Origin of the sequence: Blautia sp. DFI.3.45 (genome assembly GCF_020593505.1) — a bacterium.
GTDB lineage: Bacteria > Bacillota > Clostridia > Lachnospirales > Lachnospiraceae > Blautia_A > Blautia_A wexlerae.
Window position 1 is genome coordinate 1 of record NZ_JAJDMI010000041.1, and the last position, 18,829, is coordinate 18,829.

Annotated in this window: 14 protein-coding genes; 3 read left to right on the top strand and 11 right to left on the bottom strand. The window is 43.2% G+C overall.

Annotated elements, in window-relative coordinates; translation table 11 throughout:
* Positions 1-50 precede the first annotated feature (50 nt).
* The 9 genes from LJE09_RS13040 to LJE09_RS13080 all read right to left on the bottom strand — a co-directional run bounded on the left by LJE09_RS13040 (position 51) and on the right by LJE09_RS13080 (position 12,766).
* Positions 51-866 carry an AfsR/SARP family transcriptional regulator gene (locus LJE09_RS13040; protein ID WP_227311415.1) on the bottom strand — a complete coding sequence of 272 codons (816 nt, stop codon included), beginning with the start codon at positions 864-866 and terminating at the stop codon, positions 51-53.
* Positions 867-1,188: 322 nt separating this feature from the next.
* On the bottom strand, positions 1,189-1,926 hold the full coding sequence (locus tag LJE09_RS13045; RefSeq protein ID WP_227311416.1) for an SDR family NAD(P)-dependent oxidoreductase: 738 nt from the start codon (positions 1,924-1,926) through the stop codon (positions 1,189-1,191).
* Positions 1,927-2,074: 148 nt separating this feature from the next.
* Positions 2,075-3,817: a thiamine pyrophosphate-binding protein gene (locus tag LJE09_RS13050; protein WP_227311417.1), complete on the bottom strand. Its 1,743-nt coding sequence runs from the start codon at positions 3,815-3,817 to the stop codon at positions 2,075-2,077.
* An 11-nt stretch (positions 3,818-3,828) separates the two neighbouring features.
* Complete coding sequence (locus LJE09_RS13055) at positions 3,829-4,989, bottom strand: LicD family protein (protein ID WP_227311418.1); 1,161 nt, start codon at positions 4,987-4,989, stop codon at positions 3,829-3,831.
* A gap of 24 nt (positions 4,990-5,013) precedes the next feature.
* Positions 5,014-7,440: a LicD family protein gene (locus LJE09_RS13060; RefSeq protein WP_227311419.1), complete on the bottom strand. Its 2,427-nt coding sequence runs from the start codon at positions 7,438-7,440 to the stop codon at positions 5,014-5,016.
* Positions 7,437-8,744: an adenylyltransferase/cytidyltransferase family protein gene (locus LJE09_RS13065; protein WP_008705390.1), complete on the bottom strand. Its 1,308-nt coding sequence runs from the start codon at positions 8,742-8,744 to the stop codon at positions 7,437-7,439. The genes LJE09_RS13060 and LJE09_RS13065 overlap by 4 nt, the downstream gene beginning before the upstream one ends.
* A 200-nt stretch (positions 8,745-8,944) precedes the next feature.
* A complete protein-coding gene (locus tag LJE09_RS13070; protein ID WP_227311420.1) occupies positions 8,945-10,303 on the bottom strand; it encodes an acyltransferase family protein in 1,359 nt (452 codons plus the stop codon).
* A 295-nt stretch (positions 10,304-10,598) separates the two neighbouring features.
* Positions 10,599-11,363 (bottom strand): glycosyltransferase family 2 protein, encoded by a 765-nt coding sequence (locus tag LJE09_RS13075; RefSeq protein ID WP_022380408.1) that lies wholly within the window; start codon positions 11,361-11,363, stop codon positions 10,599-10,601.
* Between the two features lie 2 nt (positions 11,364-11,365).
* A complete protein-coding gene (locus tag LJE09_RS13080) occupies positions 11,366-12,766 on the bottom strand; it encodes an exopolysaccharide biosynthesis polyprenyl glycosylphosphotransferase (RefSeq protein ID WP_118614574.1) in 1,401 nt (466 codons plus the stop codon).
* Between the two features lie 443 nt (positions 12,767-13,209).
* On the opposite strand from LJE09_RS13080, the gene LJE09_RS13085 reads away from it, so the two are divergent.
* The 3 genes from LJE09_RS13085 (at position 13,210) to LJE09_RS13095 (ending at position 16,329) form a co-directional block, all read left to right on the top strand.
* Complete coding sequence (locus tag LJE09_RS13085; RefSeq protein ID WP_227311421.1) at positions 13,210-14,349, top strand: glucose-1-phosphate adenylyltransferase; 1,140 nt, start codon at positions 13,210-13,212, stop codon at positions 14,347-14,349.
* Position 14,350: 1 nt separating this feature from the next.
* The gene (glgD, locus tag LJE09_RS13090) at positions 14,351-15,466 is read left to right on the top strand and encodes a glucose-1-phosphate adenylyltransferase subunit GlgD (RefSeq protein ID WP_227311422.1); all 1,116 of its coding nucleotides are present in this window, start codon (positions 14,351-14,353) and stop codon (positions 15,464-15,466) included.
* Between the two features lie 266 nt (positions 15,467-15,732).
* On the top strand, positions 15,733-16,329 hold the full coding sequence (locus tag LJE09_RS13095) for a 50S ribosomal protein L25 (RefSeq protein ID WP_227311423.1): 597 nt from the start codon (positions 15,733-15,735) through the stop codon (positions 16,327-16,329).
* Positions 16,330-16,449: 120 nt separating this feature from the next.
* Here the strand turns inward: LJE09_RS13095 and LJE09_RS13100 are convergent, their stop codons facing one another.
* Both LJE09_RS13100 and LJE09_RS13105 read right to left on the bottom strand, forming a co-directional pair.
* Positions 16,450-18,000, bottom strand: coding sequence for a PucR family transcriptional regulator (locus tag LJE09_RS13100; protein ID WP_202031372.1), 1,551 nt, complete (start codon positions 17,998-18,000; stop codon positions 16,450-16,452).
* A gap of 107 nt (positions 18,001-18,107) precedes the next feature.
* Positions 18,108-18,743, bottom strand: coding sequence for a cobalamin B12-binding domain-containing protein (locus LJE09_RS13105; protein ID WP_025581283.1), 636 nt, complete (start codon positions 18,741-18,743; stop codon positions 18,108-18,110).
* Between the last annotated feature and the right edge of the window lie 86 nt (positions 18,744-18,829).

Consider the following 18,829-nt stretch of genomic DNA (forward strand, 5'->3'; position numbering starts at 1 on the left):
ACCCCCATATAGGACTTTTATATTTCATTGTCCTATATGAGGGTAGCATATCAATCCTGCTCCTGTATTTCGCCGTAGATATCTTCCAGCGTTGCCTGGGAAGCGTTCTGGTTCATTCCCAGGATTTCATCATATAATTCCTGCATTTTCCGGGAACTGTAGGTTCCCAGTTTCTCATACAGAATCTTTACTGCTGTTTCATATTGCTTCAGTGCATTATCTGTATCACCCAGTCCGATCCAGTTTTTAATCAGCCAGTAATGAGCATCCTCACTGAGCTCATCATTGGCTAATACCTGACCGCAGATTTTCTGGACTTTGTCATATTCCTGCATACTGTTGCACAGTTCACACGCTTCATTTACAAGTCTCAGATACACTGAGTGATAATATGTGAACCGTACTGCAAACCAGGATTCTGATGTAAGAATCGAGGTGCAGGGCTTTTTATAGCAGGCCAATGCCTGTTCGTATTTTTTGATTCGAAGGTCTGTATTGCCTTCAGATTCTCTTGTCTGTTCTGCATAATACTTAAATTTCTCCACATCACTGCAGATTTCTATTTCATTATTCCAGCCGTACCTGCCGGCCTGTGAGACTATGTACTCCGCAGTTCCAAGCTGTTTCAGTATATTTCGCAGCCTGTATATGAGATTTTTAAGTGCGCCTATTGGATTGGACGAACCACCATTTCCCCACATCAGCTCTCCAAGTTCTTCTGCCGTAATCATCCGGTTATAGTTCAGAAGAAAAAATGCCAGAAGTGTTATGAGCTTTTTGGAATGAATCTTCTCTTCGTCCAGATATCCAATATCAGTTTCCAGGCAGAACTTTCCAAAAAAATGTACAATTACTACCTGATTCATCTAATCTTTCTCCCTTCCCACTGCTTATTGCTTTTCGCAAACTCCACAGAGGACTTTATCAAAATCAATAATCTTTCTTCTTCTATTATAACTTCTTAATATTTTCAGACTTCTCTCGGTATTATTATAATCTTCTCAGGTCACAAATCAGTCACATAATTTTATTTTTTACATAAAAATCTTCTTTCAAAAAACTTCCCTGTTTTACCTCATAATACCATGGTTTAAACTGTCGGACAATTCCCGAAATATGCAAAAATCCCCGACAGGAAAAACGAAATTTTCGTAATCTTATCTGTCGGGGATTCATATTTTAAATCTGTCAGAAGTAATCATATCCTCCATGGATATCTACAATACTTCCATTCATGTAGTTATTGGTAAGTATACTGTACGCCATATCTGCCACGTCTTTGATCTCACCGAATCTGTGCAGTGCGATCTTGCGGTTGATGCGTTCGTAGCTTTCCGGTGTGCGGTTCTCATGCCAGGGCGTCTGGATGAAACCGGGGGCAATGGCATTGACTGTGATGCCTTTTGGCTCAAATTCCTTTACCAGCGATTTGGTAAGGAAGTGGATGGCAGCCTTGGTCACGCCGTATACCAGAGAGGAGGAGTATGCCTGCTGCCCTGCATAGGAACCCATGAAGAGTACTCTTCCGCCCTCTGTCATAACAGGCATAAATTCTTTGACCATAAATACAGGTACAGACAGGTTGGTATTTACGATCTTATTCCATTCCTCGAAAGTGTAATCCTGAAATTTATCGTAAGTGCTGATTCCCGCATTGCTGATCAGCCAGTCTATGTGTCCTGCTTTCTCTTTTACTTCTCCGACGAAATTCATCATATCGTCATAGGAAGACATGTCCGCTTTCAGAATAATAAGTTTCTCCTGGTCTTCCGGTTTCAGGCTGTCCCAGAATTCATTGGCTTTATATGCATTGTGAGCGTAAGTGGCAAAGATCAGATCATCTTCTGCTGAATTTGCCAGTATCTTCTCCACAATACCGCGTCCGATTCCGGAGGTGCCGCCTGTGATCACTGTTACCTTGCTCATTTTATATTCCCTCTTTTTATTCATCTATAATACAGACAGATTTGTTCTCTGTCATGCGGGAGTCTCCCCACTTCCATAAAACGGACTGCCTGCAAAAAAATTCCTTCTATATTATATATTCCACATTACCGAAATATATTCTTCACTCCTACAATTCCATCAGTCTGTCATAAACTTCCTTCGGTGCATATGGCTGCTGATTATGGATCGGTTCACCCAGACAGGTCTTGGGATATGCAAAAGTTCCATGCTCCAGCATAACTTCCAGAAGTTTCGGGCCTTCCCCTTCCAGAAATTCCGGTGCTTCTTCTCTGACTGCATCGCAGAGCATTCTCAGTGCGGGAATGCCGTAAGCCTTTGCCACCTCTGCGAAATTACAGGAAGCAAAACCGCAGCCGTCTGTGGTTCCTGCGAACAGACAGTCAAAATAATCTCTCTGCAGGTGACGGATCATGCCAAGTGCTTCATTATTCATAACCATGATCTTAACAGGAAGATTCTCTCTCTTCACCCACTCCAGTTCCTGGATATTCATCTGGAGTGCACCATCTCCACAAATACAGGCGGTCGGTTTTCCGGTTGCATAATACGCTCCGATAGCTGCCGGAAGCCCGTAGCCCATAGCTCCATGTCCGCCGGAGAAGAGAAGTTTCTGTCCTTCATGATTCTTGAATGACTGGTAACTCCACACCATATGCTGTCCTACATCCACTGCGATCGCGGAGGTATCCTCCAGCATATCACTGAGGTCTGCGATCATACGGTTCGGATATCTTTCTGGTGTGGCATCATCAACTGCCTGAAGATTTTCTTTAATCTCTGTGCAGACATTCAACCAGTCACTTACACCCTCTATATCAGGATCATCCACTTTTGCAAGACAATCAATCACTGCTCCTGTCTCTGCCTGAAGCTTTACCTCATTCTCACCATTCTCATGGATATCTCTCTGAAGATTGTATGGATCAATATCTATACGTATGATCTTTGCACCTCTGGCAAATTCATGTACTTTGGTTCCGATCTGTCTGGTACACAGAGAAATGCCAAAACAGAGAAGCAGATCGCTTTTTGCATTGGCGATCATATTTGCATAACGGTGTCCATAGGCACCGCCGATGCACCCGAAATTCAGCGGATGGTCGTATCCCAGAACTGATTTCGCCAGAACGCTGGTGATGATCGGAATCTGTCTCTTCTGTGCAAAGCGGATCAGTTTCTGCTGGCTGAAGCTGCTGTCCACGCCATGGCCCAACATGATTACCGGACGTTTTGCCTGTTCCAGTGCTTCCAGAATCGTATCTGCCGCCCGCTGTGCTGCAGCTGCATCTGTATGTTTGTCCTCAAAAGTCATGTCATAGACCGGATTCTCCACTTCACTTCTCTGGATATTCATGGGAAGATCGATGAGCACCGGTCCTCTGCGTCCTGTGGTTGCAATATGGTATGCTTTATTTAATTCCTCCACAATGTCCTCAGGGTTTCGTATCTGAACAGCATATTTCGTGATCGGTTTCGCCATTGCCACAATATCTGTCTCCTGGAATCCCTGCTGACGCAGTCCTTTAATCCCGGAGTACTCATACGTGTTCAGCTGCCCTGTCAGAAAGATCACAGGCAGAGAGTCGTAATAGGCATCTGCCACACCACTCAGAAGGTTGATGGCTCCCGGTCCGCTAGTAGCATAGGCGCAGGCACATTCTTCCTTCGCCTGTGCATATCCGCAGGCTGCGAAAGCTGCCCCCTGTTCATTGTAACTGGAATGATTCTCTGTCTCCGGATTTCTTTCAATGGAATCTACCAGATGTGCGATCATCGTTCCCTGGTATCCAAAGAAATGACGGATTCCTTTTTTCTGTAAAAACGTAACAATATAATCTGAAAGCTTCATTTTTCCTCCCGTCAGATCAGCGTACCGATCTTACCCCTCTGTACTGTCTTTCCTGTTTTTTCCAGTACGTCTATATAAATATCAAAGATCTCCTCATCCTCTGCAAAGAGTTCGTTTTTCTGCAGACTCTTCTGCATCATCTTAAAGTATGGACGGAATACCTTCTCAAGTGTCATGTAATCTTCATTTTTATACAGGTTTTTGATATAATCCTTCTGCTTTTCATAAGCAACACCCATATTCATGCGTTCCCCACAGAACTCAACATAATCCCAGCATTCATTAAAATAGTCTTTATGTCTTCTGCTTCTTGCAAGCTTGCGGGCATTTTTCATTCGTTCCTTACAATATTTCTCAAAGTTGCCGGCTTCCTTCCAGAACTGTGTATAACTTACTCTCGCACTGACTGCAAGTGCAATAGGTGTAACATAACGAGGCTCTTTTACATCTTTATAATTCTTACCATAGCTTACAGTAAGGTACTCTGCTGTTTTTGCAGGAACCTGAAGTTCTACACCCTCTAACATTACCCGTCTGCTCTCTGCAAAAATCTCCGCAGGGAAAACTGTTGTCTGTTTTCTTCTCTTAAGAATATACTTATCTGCATCAGGCTGTTGATGAAGTTTAATAAATTTATCATATAAATGTGCTGCCTGTCCCTGACGTCCGGTTATCAGACACTGCATTCTCATTATCGTACGATTTACTCTGCTCTTGAAGTTTCTTTCCGCATAATTAATATGGCACAGTTCAGTCCATGCATTCTCATCCCTGGAGAATCTGTGATCTGCAGCTGCAGAACCCACAGGTGTCCTCAATGGAAAAATACTGATTCCTATCCCTGGAAATGCATAGTCTCTGGTATTATCCAGATTCAGGCACAGGGTATCTGTATTTGTATATCTCAGATAAAATCCTGAGAACCATTTGTGGCTCTTCATGGATTCCAGTGCTCTCTTTTCCCTTGGATCTTCATCCACAGCCAGACGGAACCGTTCCATATCCGCTGTTTTCATCAGCACAACTCCAAACATGGGATTCTGTGGGAAAGGATGCCCTTCCACTGCGCAGAGTGTCAGTCGTGGAGAGAGGTAATATTCTATTTTATTCCGGCGGCATATTTCATCGATTTCCTGTAATAATGATAAAATCACCTTTTGTTTTTTGTTCAACTCTTTACTCCATTTCTATTGATGTCACTTAACAGTTACAGTCTGCACGATCTTCTTAATATCTTCAATACTTTCATATTTATCAAGCCATTTATCAAGTACAACTGTAATATCCGTCTTCTTTCCAAAGCTTTTCGCCTGTCTGCTGCCGTCGTTCAGATCATTGATAAAAATACGGTACAGCTCTGTTCTTACATAAGAAGGCATCTCATATTCCAGTGCTTTCTTATAATTTGCAAAAGCCTCCCTGGTCTGTCCCTGTTTCATCCTGACATCACCCACCAGCTTATAAGCGCAGGCTTTCTCTTCTCTGCGGAACTGACGGTTTCGTACCTGTTCTGCAAGCCACTCCAATTCGCTCTCCTCACCTGTACAGATGATCTGGGTGCGCAGTTCTGCAAGCTCATCGGAATACCCCAGCCGCTTCCATGCTCTTGTAAGAGCTTTCCTGTACATCTTATGTTCTTCTGAAACTTTAACCTGTATATCCGCCGGCGCTTTAACTTCTTCAGTTTCTGCTGACGGATCTGATACTTTTTTATTCACATCATCAGCCGATGTTTCATCTGATGTTCTATCTGATTTTATCTGTTTTCTGCTTTTTCCCGGATTTTTCTCCACACTGACTGGCGTGATCATCTGTGTGCCGATCACAGCCCGGATTTCACCGATTTCTTTCTCTATCTCGCTCTGCGTACGTGCACACACTGTTTTTGCCAGATATAATGCTCCCTGGATATCATCATCCTCAGGTATCAGACGACTCCACAGCTCCATCAATGCGAGAGCCTCCTTCTTGTTGTGGTTTGCAATAAGCTCTTCACAGCTTTTCAGGATTTCAGATTTGTATCCTCTGAAGAATCTATCCATCTCCATCCATACAATTCCGTTAGTTGTCTTATTCTTTACCTGAAGATAAAGCTCTGCCGCTTTCTGCATCTCGCCATCCATCCAGAGGATATCTGCCTTATATTTCAGGAAATAACCATCCTCAGGAAACATCTTAAGAGCCTTATCAAGAAAACGTTCTGCTTCGATCCGGTTCTCTCCCGCATCCTCCATCAGAAACCTGCACTTAAATTTCATAAATCCCGGATGTCCCGGATATTTCTGCAAAAGGTCGCTGATGATCTGCTCTGCTTCCTTCATCCTGTGAAACTCATAGTGATCCGCTGCTTTCCGGAAAAGCTCAATATCTTCCTTCAGTTTCTCCATATCAGAGCTCAGATGATCCCATTGCTTACGGATCTGCAGCATTCTATATGCCTTTGATACACGTTCTGTATAAAACAGAGTCAGTATTGCTGCATAGAATACATCGTCAGGTATCTCCACAAGTGTTGGATGATAAAAGGCATAAATATTGGTATAGTCTTCCCTTCCGATAAAGTCAGCACTGAGCTGATTCTTATAATAAGAGCCAAAAAGTGCACTCAGTTTACGGAAAGATCTGCTTTCCACCAGCTCACTGATCTTAAGTCCTGATTCATCGATCGCTCTCTGCAGGTCCAGTGCAACAGCGCGGGCTTTCATTGCAAGCCCATCCTGGCGGACCTTATGGCTTTTTTTCGCAATGCGCATATTGTAGAACTTTCGGAACACACTGTCCCAGCGCAATCTTTCCTTATTGATCTTCGGCATGTATTCTTCACGTAGCTCCTGATAAGGAAGATCATCTACACACACTGCTACATGACCCTCCCTCTTATCATGAGGAGGCATATATGACCACTCGTCTCCATAATGCCAGATCAGATAGTCACTGCACTTATTTGGGATCATTGCCTTTTTTCCCTCAAAGATGCCATCCTTTACAGGGAACATCATATCCTTATCAAAAAGAAATGGGCAGCCGCCCCAACGCATGGCATAACGGTCACATTCCTCTTCTTTATAGGAGAACATGATCTTCTCAAGCTTTGCCAGTGTTCTTTTTTTGCCAAGAAAAATATAAGAAAGAAGATACTTCAGATACATGGATGCAGGTATCTCCCAGCGGTCGCTGTAGCCTACAGAAATATTGATAAGATCTGAGTAGATCATCATGTGTGTTCTATATTTCTCGTATTCTTTGTCGTCAGCCGGAACAGGATCCAGTGTAAGAATGTCTATGATCTCTCCGCCGCAGTCCTTCCCGATAATCTGGCTCTTATGGATGGCACAGGTATTGGTGGATGCGTAGCGCGGAAATGAATTTGTATAGTTTCTGTCCACCTCCGAACACTGTATCTCTCTGTCAGGCGGGAGTTCTGTTTTGCATATCTCTATGAATTTCTCCCAGTCCGGACGTGGCATATAAAGGTCTACATCATCATCCCAGGGAACAAATCCCTCATGTCTGAGAGCTCCGATCAGGGAGCCTCCTGCCAGCACGTATCTGAGGTTATGTTCTCTGCAGATTTCATCAACCTCCCTGAAAAGCTTCAGGAGGTATTTCTGTTTCTCCGTCATGAATTGTCCTTTCTGTTGATTGTTTCCAAAATTTCTATTATTCTTACCGACTCATCATAGAAAAGCCGGGTACATTCTGTCCGTTTGTCTCTGATCATAATCATCAGCTCCTGCAGCAGATAGCGGAAACCATTTCCCTCGAAGTTAAAGCTGTACCTTTTCAGAAATTCTTTTCCTGAAATATTGGCTTCAAAGTATCCGGTATTCCACCAGTCATTAGGGATAGTTACCCTGCCGTTGCTTCCGATGATCACAAGTTCATTCTCAATGTCAACCGTTGTTCCGATCTCAATAGTCGCCAGTGCACCGGCGTATTTCATGGAAATCATATCATATACAAAACGGCCTTCCTGATTGCGGACCGCATTGGTGTTGATATCCTGGCATTTTTTTCCCAGCAGTTTCAGTACTGCGCAGATAGCTGTGCAGACCGTCTCATTAAAAGTCCTGCCGCCCTCGAAATCATCCTGGGAGATTGCACATTTGACACTTACCAGATCTCCCACCAGGTTACTGTGTACCAGCCATACCAGCTGATTAAACGCCCGCAGGTAGACCAGTGTGGTCCGTTCAATGAGAACCACATTGTTCTCCCTTGCCACCTGAAACAGGTAGCGCAGTTTCTCTGAGGAAAGTGTCATGGGCGAATCACTGATCACATATTTTCCTTTTTTCAGCGCTCGCTCAATATATTCTGCTCTCCGGTTCAGCGATGTCTTGATATAAACAATATCTACATCTGCCAGAAATTCATCATAGCTGCTCCAGCAGGAACCTAACTCATATTTATCACAGAATCTCTGTGCAGTCTCGTGATCCTCGCTGAATACACGTTCCACATGAACTCCGCTGACATATTTGGATTCCTCCACAAAATCATTATCCCGGATGTCATCCGTCACGATTCCCATATTAAAGATAACACCTTCACTGCGAAGCTTTGTACTGGAAATATTCTTGGTCCTTTCCAGATAAACTACATCACAGTAGTTCTTAAGGTAATCGAATTTCCCTCTCCAGTCAGATCCTACCACCAGGACATCAATATCATACTTAATGATGTCATTGACCTTCTGTCCCTGATATTCCTCAATGATGATCTCATCTGCCAGCCCCGTCCTTCGCACATTCTCGATTCTCTTAATGAGGCTGTCCCGCACATTGAGTTTGCCCCGCTCAATGTCAAAGCTCTCACTTGTGACACCTACGATCAGATAATCACCAAGTGCTTTTGCTCTTTTGATAATATTGTAGTGGCCTTTATGAAAAAGATCAAAAGTGCCATATGTGATTACTCTCTTCATTCTTCTGTCATAACTCCCCTGAAAAAAATATTCTTATTTTGCCGAACAGTTTTCCTGCTCCATACGATAGATACTTTGATTATATCATACTTCCCAACTTCCGTCACCTGTCCGTTACAAAAATGTTAAATTCGCATTAACTTTACAAAAAGAAGAGTTTTGAAATACTGTTTTTGTATCTCAAAACTCTTCCTTTGTGTTTATGGTTCTTTATTGTTGTCCATCGTTCTGGTAGTAGCTTCCAGTTCCTGGATCAGGTCTTCCAGCGAAAGCCCCTCTTCCCCTTTGATCAGTTCATCAGGGATATCATCCAGATTATCTTCTTCAATCTCCAGCTCCATGCCGGCCACATTGCTGAAGCCTTCATGACTGTCGGAAGAAGTATGATCCGGTGTATCCTCGTCCATATTTACTTTCTCCACATGTCCGTCCTGCTCACTCTCTGAATCAAGCGTTGCCGCAAGCTCTGCGATGGCTTTCTTTCTTCTGAGAAGTTCATATTCATCATATTCGCTGTCATACTCTTCTTCCAGGCCTTCATCTCTGACTGTCTTATCCTTCTTGATCAGGATAAATGCGATCAGATTCAAAACACCCGTATAGAGCAGATCCACAGGCAGACTTCCCAGTACAAGTACAAATACCAGTGATACTCCCAGAAGCACCCATACATTGTTCATTGCAGGAAGCATCAGGATATATAAACCATTCATAATGATCATGATCGGATAATGGAAGAAATAAATTCCCATTGTATGTCGTCCCACATAGGTGAGCGGCAGTTTGATGTCCGGCACTAACGCAAGCATCGTATAGACCACTACGAAAGATACCAGATACATCAGCAGTCTGAGGATCACTCCCTGAGGATCCGTCAGGCCACAGAGCTGATATCCATGATTACCTCGGAAAATAGCGATTCCCATTTCATTTGGAATCATATAATTCGGTATCGCCCACAAAAGGACTCCGGAGATTGCTACCAGGATCCATTTTCCCTTAAATTTACGGATTGCTGTGATATATTCACTCTTCCAGAGATACCCCGCAACAAAGAACGGGAAAAATACCACGATTCTTGATGATGACAGGAATGTGGTAAATTCCGGTCTGGTTCCTGCCCATAATGCGAACAGGATACTGAGCGGAACAATAAATCTGATCTTACCCAGGGCCTCAATGGTAAGGCGGTAAATAAACAGTGCCAGTATATACCACATGACACTTCCGGTAGGACGCAGTATCTCATAATCTACAGATCTGCCCAGCCATATCTGTGAATACCAGGTTAAGGTATATCCCAGAACATAAGGGATCAGCAGGTTCTTAAAATTCTTCAGCACATTCTGAGGTTTCTTTGACAGATATCCTGAAATAAAAACAAATGCAGGCATGTGAAAAATCGTGATCGCATACCACACATATCTCACTACAGTGTCTACCTTTACAAGGTTAAATGCAATAATATGGTTAAATACTACCAGAAAGATAAGCAAAACTTTAATGTTATCGATCAGGCAGGAGTACGGCACCGCCGCTCTCTCTTTTTTTATTTTCATGTTTAAGTACTATCCTCTAATCATATTTCTGACTTCTGCTGTGTGAACATACAACCCCATTCTGCCAGATTCTTCAGATGACCGGCAGACAAAAAAACGCACAGCAATGTAACGGGCAATTAACCGCAAAGTCATATTTACTGCAACAAGCATAACATATTTTTACGATTTATGGAATAGAAACTTAACATTTCGGTCAATGGAAATATTTTGTTACTGTTCACACACCACTATCCCGCGACATACAAGCCAAAATTCCATTGCCGCAGGCAATCTGGAATGAATTTTGGCTACGTTACTGTGAACGAAGTGAACAGTAGCAATATTTCCATATTCCATGTACAGCATAAGAACAGAAAAAAATACAGCTTCTGATCCTGCCGTAACCGGCGTATCTGTAGACATTGTAAGTCATGGCTGCTGATTTCAGTTTGTTTCTGGATTTGCCGCCTTCGCTGAGACGATATTTCAGATAGGGTTTGTTGATTCCGGCAGCACAGCCGTATTTTCTCAGGATTTTCAGCCAGGTGATATAATCCTCATGGCTGTCGTCATGCTCCATGGGAAATTCACGCGCCACATCCCTTCTGAGTATTACCGAAGAACAGTTGATGCTGTTATGTTTCAGAAGTTCTCTGTAGGTGATCTTCTCTTTTACAGGGATTGTCCGTCCTGTACTGCTTCCGTCCGCTTTCATCAGTTCCCGCCCTGTAGAACACAGCACGTATCCTGTCTCTTCCAGACGTTTCAGCTGTTCTTTCAGCTTGCCTGGCTCCCACCAGTCATCTGCATCCAGAAAAGCAATGTAGGTTCCCTGTGCCAGCCCGACTCCTCTGTTTCTGGAGCCTGCAGCTCCCATATTCTGTTCATTCTTAATATACCGAAAGTCCTCTCTGCCCTCATAGGCAGACAGGACTTCCTCTGTATGGTCTGTAGAACCGTCATCGATCACCAGAAGTTCCAGCGAAACTCCCTGTTCATAGACGGATTCCACAGCCTTTCTAATATATTTTTCTCCGTTGTAAACCGGCATGATCACAGATACCAGCGGTTTATTCATTGTCATTCCTCCGTTTTATTCTCTGACACTCCGACGTTTTTCCCGGAATCCTTCAACGCATTTACCTGTCTGTCATCTACTCCCTCAGATACTTCTTTCTGGAAAAAGATTTTAACTGTCATAAAGATCAGCTTGATATCCAGCAGGAAGGAATAATTCTCAATATAAAACAGATCCAGCTTTAATTTGTCATAAGGAGTTGTATTATACTTACCGTAGACCTGCGCATATCCGGTAAGACCTGCTTTAACTTTCAGACGATAATAGAATTCCGGAAGCTCTTTCTCATACTCAAGCATGATACTTTCACGTTCCGGACGCGGACCTACCAGAGACATATCTCCCTTAAATACATTGAAAAGCTGAGGAAGCTCGTCCAGATGAAGATTTCTCAGCACATGACCTACCGGTGTGATACGGGAATCATGCTTGGATGCCAGTCTTGCACCGTTTTTCTCCGAATCTACGCACATACTGCGGAATTTACAGATCTTAAAGGGCTTTCCACCCAATGTCAGACGGTCCTGAAAATAAAACACCGGACCTCTGTCGTATGCTTTTACCGCAATCGCTATGATCAGCATGATCGGTGAAGTGATTATAATGCCGATCCCTGAGATCAGAATATCCATAACTCTCTTTGCAGCACGCTGGTCTACTGCCAGTCCCATATTTCTGGATACCAGAAGCGGTGTGTCAAAAAGATGGATGCGTTCACTTCCCATAAGAATGATGTCCGAAATCTTCGGACTCACATAGCATCGGACAGAATGTGCAAAACAGTATTTCAGATAACGGTTTCTCTCTGTTGAATGCAGATCCCAGATGATCACGCCGTCATAATCCTGCATCATCTGATGGATTTTTTCTTCTCCCACACTGATGTGTACCTTGCCGCTGATGTCATATTTGTCCTTTCGGGAATTCATCTTATGGATCAGGTCGTCCCCTGGATCCCGGTCACCGTAAATGACCAGAAGCCGGCGTGCGCGGTAAAGTCCGGAATAGATATACCTTGAACCAAATATCCAGATAATGATCAGAACCAGCTGTATTCCTGTCATCTCGATCATAGGCCATACGCTCAGGAACCATCTGTTGATCAGGGTGATCTCCAGATATTCCACCACATTGGTACACAAAAGTGCCAGTGTCAGCGAATAAAATACATCAATCCTCTTAAGATATCCAACCTTAAGTCCTCCGTACAATTTGGCAAACAGGGCAAACATCAGACCGTAGATTGCGATCAGTACCCAGTTACCTTTGCGCCAGAAAGGCTCGTCGATCTGTCCTCTGTAAACGGAATACCACACCCATGCAAAGACCGCCGCCTGTGCCAGAACCACCAGACTCGCCAGACAAAATACGATAAATCGTTTATAATCTTCTCTTTTACTCACGTGATAACCTCTGTTTCTCTGTAACTGTTCAGTATTTTCACAGTTACGCATTTCTTCTATAAATTCCTACCTATTATAGCGTAAGAACTATTATACGTCCACCCGTTTCACTTAAATTTGTGAACAAATGTTACTGTTCACACAGCATTATTCCGCGAGGTGTTTTGGCATAAATATGCCAAAATCCCGAGACATACAGGCCAAAATTCCATTGCCGCAGGCAATCTGGAATGAATTTTGGCTACGTTATGAGCATAATTTACAAATATCTTTAATCCCCTGTCATGCGATTCGTCTCGATATTTGTATATAATGTATAATTTTTCGTCGATTTTACTTAGTTTGTAGCAAAGTTTTTACATATTTTTTTCAGAAACCTATGGAAAAATGTCAGGAAAAAATGTATAATATTACCTAACAAATGAAAGCGAGGGTTCACTATTATGAAACAAAATAGTATGTTGGCCATGATCCTGGCCGGCGGTCGTGGCAGCCGTCTGCATGATCTTACCAATAAAGTGGCAAAGCCGGCCGTTTCATACGGCGGTAAATATCGTATCGTAGACTTTCCTTTAAGCAACTGCGCCAACAGTGGCGTTGATGTTGTAGGTGTACTTACACAGTATGAATCAATCCAGCTGAACAGTTATGTGGCAGCCGGCGGACGTTGGGGTCTTGATGCTAAAAACAGCGGTGTTTACGTTCTTCCTCCACGTGAGAAAGCAGATGAGAATCTGAATGTATATCGCGGAACTGCAGATGCAATCTCCCAGAATATTGATTTCATTGATAAATTTGATCCTGAATACGTTCTTGTTCTTTCCGGTGACCATATTTATAAAATGAACTATGACAAGATGCTTGCAGCCCACAAAGAAGCAAAGGCAGATGCAACCATCGCAGTTATCGGAGTTCCGATGAAAGAGGCAAGCCGTTTTGGTATCATGAATACTGATGAATCCGGACGTATCGTAGAATTCGAAGAGAAACCTGAGCATCCGAAGAGCAACCTTGCATCCATGGGTATCTATATCTTCACCTGGAAACTCCTCCGCAAGATGCTGATGGCTGATATCAAGAATCCGGATTCCAGCCATGACTTCGGTAAGGATATCATCCCTACTATGCTTAACGATAACAGAACTCTTTATGCATATAAATTTGAAGGATACTGGAAAGATGTTGGTACCATCGACTCTCTCTGGGAAACAAACATGGATCTGTTAAGTTCCAAGAATGAACTGGATCTGGGTGATCCGTCATGGAAGATTTATACAGAAGATGTTACCGCACTTCCACAGTACATCAGCGCAGAAGCAGATGTTAAAGATGCATATATCACACAGGGCTGTGTTGTTCAGGGCGAAGTTAAGCATTCCGTTCTCTTTACAGGTGTTAAGATTGGTGCAGGTGCCAGAATTATCGACAGTGTACTGATGCCGGGTGTTGTTGTAGAAGAGGGTGCCGTTGTTCAGCGTGCACTTGTAGCTGACGGTGTCCGCATCGGTAAAGGTGCAGTTGTCGGTGCCGCAGACAGTGAGCACATTGAGCTTGTAGCGAAACGCGTAAAGGGGGCAGAATAATATGTATAAGGCATTTGGAATCGTAAGCTCTTCCGGGAGAAATATTTATGTAGATGGTATGCAGGATTATCGCCCAATCGGTGCGTTTTCTTTCCTTGGCAGATACAGAGTCATTGACTTCCCTATCTCCAATATGACCAACAGCAACATTGAACGTATTCAGGTCTATATCAATAATAAACCCCGTTCTGTTGTAGAACATCTTGGAACAGGACGTCATTACAATATCAACTCCAAGAGCGGCAAACTTCAGCTTCTCTTCTCAGAGCACAATAATGACAATGATATCTATAACACCGATATCTCCTGCTATCTGGACAACATGGAGTCCCTCAGCAGAATGAATCATCCGTATGTTGTCATTGCCCCGAGCTATATGGTTTATTCAATTGATTTTGACCAGTTTTTACATACACACATTGAGTCCGGTGCAGATGTTACTCTCCTTTATCACGCTGTTGATAATGCAAAAGAGGCTTATCTTACCTGTAATGTTCTGGGACTGAACCGCCAGAAAGGTGTGGAATCCATCGAACCGAATCATGGTAATAAGAAGAATCAGTATGTTTATATGGATACCTGTGTTATGAAAACAGAGCTTTTCATCAGCCTGATCAAAGAAGCCAAGAATCTTTCTTCCATGTATACACTGGCAGATATCCTGAATGATAAATGCAAAACTCTGGACATCCGCGGCGTTGCACACAAGGGATTCTTTGCAAGCATTACAGACTTCCCAAGTTACTATGCTGCAAACATGGCTCTCCTTAATTACAAGTCAGCTCAGGAACTTTTCCATGATAACTGGCCAATCTATACACGTACCAATGATTCCTGCCCGACTCAGTATTTCAATACTGCAGATGTGAAGAATTCCGTAATCTCCAACGGTTGCCAGATTGAAGGTACTGTTGAGAATTCCGTAATCGGTCGTGGATGTGTCATTAAAAAAGGTGCTGTTGTAAGAAACAGTGTTGTTCTCGCTGAAGTTACTGTAGGTGAGGGTGTTCACGTAGAGAATGAAGTAGTCGACAAATGGGCGAAACTCGTTCATAAAAAAGAAATCGTTTCCCCAGCTGAACAGCCTGGTTATATCAGAAGAAATGATACTCTGTAATTAATGATTAATTAGATTAAATGCAAAGCCCCCGGAAGCGGTCACTTCCGGAGGGCTTTGTTTGTGTTTACTTAAATTTCACAAACTCTTCACATTTTCCTCTTGCATTTCATTTTTAGCGTGTTATAATACAGTTGTAACAAAGATAAAGAACAAACAACTGAATACTCAAAAATACTTAACACCACCTGGAGCATTTCGGATGCTCATAAATTAAAGATAGTGTCAAGCGTGTCACCTCAGCTGTAAAATGGAGGAAAAGTCAAATGAATACTTTAAAAGCTGAAAAAAGAACAATGGACACAAAGGCCAAAAGATTAAGAAGAGAAGGCTACGTTACAGGTAACGTATTTGGCAGAGAGATGGAAGGTTCTCTTCCTGTTAAAATCGAGAAATCTGCTGTCGAGAAACTTCTCAAGACAAGTAACAAAGGAAGCCAGATTATGCTGGATGTAGATGGTCAGTCATATGACGTACTGATCAAAGAGATCCAGTTCAATCCGTTAAAAGGACAGGTGGATGAAATAGATTTCCAGGCACTGGTAAGCAACGAGAAAGTACATTCCGTAGCAGAGATCGTACTTGTAAACCACGACAAACTGGAAGCCGGTGTATTACAGCAGCATCTGGAAGAAATCTCCTTCAGAGCTCTCCCATCAGCACTGGTAGACAAAATTATGGTAGATGTCGGTGACATGAAAGTCGGCGACGTAATCAAAGTCAAAGACCTTGCCATCGCCCAGGACAAAGATGTAGACTTAAAGACAGACCTTGAAGCTGCAGTTGTATCCGTAGCCGCCGTTCACGTAGACCCGGCTCTGGAAGCTGAAGAAGATGCTGCTGCCGAAGAGGAAGCTAAATAACATAATATCTCTTTTAACATTTATTCAGGTACGCTCAAGCGTACCTGAATTTTTTTATCAAAACATCTCCCTCCACAAATAATTGACCTTTCCAGATATCTGCACTATTCTGTTCCCGTACTATTCTTTCTCTTGCTCCTGCTCCAGCAGCCTGAATGACAATTCCAGATAAAAAATTTCCTCCGGATCATCCAGCTCAGACTGCAGGATTTCCTTAATCCTGTCCAGCCTGTAAAGAAACGTACTGCGGTGGATAAACAATTCCCTTGCCGCCTGAGTTGCACTGAGATGCTGCTCCAGATACACTCTCAATGTCTCCATATACTGAGTCTGATTCTCCTCATCATGCTTCTTCAATTCCAGCAGCCCTTCATGACAGATCATTGTTCCCGGCAATCTTCTTGTTGCCTGTTCCAGAATATAGGTCAGTGCCACCTGACCGAAATAATGAATCCACAGATAAGGCTTCTTACGGCTTCCTACATCCAGAGCCGTCTTCGCCTGCACATACTGCCGTCTCAGATTCATATGTCCTGTCATCACCCTGCTGTATCCGGCTTTCAGATAAGTATCCCTGATAAAATAAACCAGTTTTCCGGCTACTTCCTCCTGGCTTTTTCCAAGTCTGGTAAGGTCAAAAAATGCCACAATTTCATCCTGATAAAGAAAACTCACAGAATCCTCAAATTTCTTCTTAATATATCGGCAGATTGCCTTTGTGGAAAGATTCTGCTGATTCAGATAGGTAATCTGCAGGATCAGACACATATATTCATGATTTCCACTCCATCCCAGTTCACTCAGTTCTCTACTCACCTGCATATAATCCGCAGTTCTGTCAGACAAAATCCTGACAAAAATCTGCTCCATATCCCTGTCCGGATCTTCTTCCTCCGCTTCATGCGCAAGCAAATACTCCAGTTTCTCCACCAGAATATCCAGTACACAGATAACTCTCAGTGTAATCTCTGATCTGCACTCAGTCAAAACCAGCCTGTGAGTTGCTTTCCCATCCACAAACAGATTTCTGTTCATCGAACGACATCCACTGATATAAGCCGGAAACATTACATATTCATGTGTATCTGCCATATCTCGATAAGCTTCATTCTGCAGAAGCGCATTTACATATTCCATATTCAACCCGTCATCTGTATACAGCCGCGCCCTCGGCGGCAGATACTCGCTTCCCGCTTCCGCCACGAAGGTAAAATCCAGTCCTGTTACAGACATCGGATTCTGCAGAAATTCCGATGTCACCTGCAAAAGCCTGTCCATTCCGGCATGTTCTAACATCAGATCATGAATCTTCCGTTCCCATTCATCAGCCGCATCAAAAATCTCCTGCACATCATTCATAAATTCTGCTATTTCTTCCAGACTATCAAGTGCAATATGAATATACGGAATCTGCTGAAGCTCTTCTGATGCAGCATCAATTTCCTCTCTCCCACAAAATACCCAGAGTATATTTTCAGCAGTCAGAACTGCCGATTCCCACTCTTTGTCATATCTCTGTACCACATAAACATGCCCATGTCGAAATGTTTCTTTTTTTTCATAACACAAAAAAGGGCGCAGATATCCGTCTGAACCGGATAAAGTTCCCCTTTCCGTAATTTCATATTTCTCTTTTATTTTTTCATATAAATAAACTGATGACAGCTGCAAGTCTACAATCCTCCTGTCACATAATTGAAGCACCTATTTTACCAGTCAATTCTATAGCAATTTAACTCACATTATGTCTTTCTTATACGCACCTGTCAGCCCGGTTCTCACACAATAAACGTCTTCGCAACTTCCACAGCCTCAATACAGTTCTCTGTATAGGCATCTGCTCCCATATTCTTCGCCAGCTGCTCCGTTACTGCACCTCCACCAACCATAATCTTAAATTTATGCTTACTGCTGCTTCGTTTCAGAGACTTCACCACCTGCTCCATCTCCGGGATTGAAGTACTCAAAAGCGAGGAGATACACACGATCGACACATCCGGATTCTGTTTCACTGCACGCAGAAACTGCTTCTCAGAAATATCCACTCCCAGATCGATCACCTTAAATCCGGCACTACGAAACATGATCGCAACCAGATTCTTACCTACATCATGCAGATCACCTTCCACCGTTCCAAGGATTACAGTTCCGATATTCCTCCTGCCAAACTGCGAGTCCTGTTCCTCCAACAATTCAAAACCCTTGCGCACACTTCGGGCTGCTGCCAGAATTTTAATAATATCCGCACCATTGGATTTGTAATTCTCTCCCACTGTTCGCATAGCCGGAGTCATGGCCTCTTCCACAATCCGCCCTGCAGGAATATGCTGCTTCAATGCCTCCCTCACCAACTTCTCTGTCTCCCCCGGATGTCCGTCTTCAATTGTTTTTCTTAACTGTTCCAGTACTGTCATATCCTCAAGCCACCCTTAATACCTTCTGCCAAAAATCCCCCGCCCTGCGGCGAAGGATTTTTTGTTTTTTCAAACACGCTCTGCGC

Excerpts from the sequence above, each read along its gene's own strand:
- LJE09_RS13040 (WP_227311415.1), bottom strand. The coding sequence starts at position 866 with ATGAATCAGGTAGTAATTGTACATTTTTTTGGAAAGTTCTGCCTGGAA.
- LJE09_RS13045 (WP_227311416.1), bottom strand. The coding sequence starts at position 1,926 with ATGAGCAAGGTAACAGTGATCACAGGCGGCACCTCCGGAATCGGACGC.
- LJE09_RS13050 (WP_227311417.1), bottom strand. The coding sequence starts at position 3,817 with ATGAAGCTTTCAGATTATATTGTTACGTTTTTACAGAAAAAAGGAATC.
- LJE09_RS13060 (WP_227311419.1), bottom strand. The coding sequence starts at position 7,440 with ATGACGGAGAAACAGAAATACCTCCTGAAGCTTTTCAGGGAGGTTGAT.
- LJE09_RS13065 (WP_008705390.1), bottom strand. The coding sequence starts at position 8,744 with ATGAAGAGAGTAATCACATATGGCACTTTTGATCTTTTTCATAAAGGC.
- LJE09_RS13070 (WP_227311420.1), bottom strand. The coding sequence starts at position 10,303 with ATGAAAATAAAAAAAGAGAGAGCGGCGGTGCCGTACTCCTGCCTGATC.
- LJE09_RS13075 (WP_022380408.1), bottom strand. The coding sequence starts at position 11,363 with ATGAATAAACCGCTGGTATCTGTGATCATGCCGGTTTACAACGGAGAA.
- LJE09_RS13085 (WP_227311421.1), top strand. The coding sequence starts at position 13,210 with ATGAAACAAAATAGTATGTTGGCCATGATCCTGGCCGGCGGTCGTGGC.
- glgD (WP_227311422.1), top strand. The coding sequence starts at position 14,351 with ATGTATAAGGCATTTGGAATCGTAAGCTCTTCCGGGAGAAATATTTAT.
- LJE09_RS13095 (WP_227311423.1), top strand. The coding sequence starts at position 15,733 with ATGAATACTTTAAAAGCTGAAAAAAGAACAATGGACACAAAGGCCAAA.
- LJE09_RS13105 (WP_025581283.1), bottom strand. The coding sequence starts at position 18,743 with ATGACAGTACTGGAACAGTTAAGAAAAACAATTGAAGACGGACATCCG.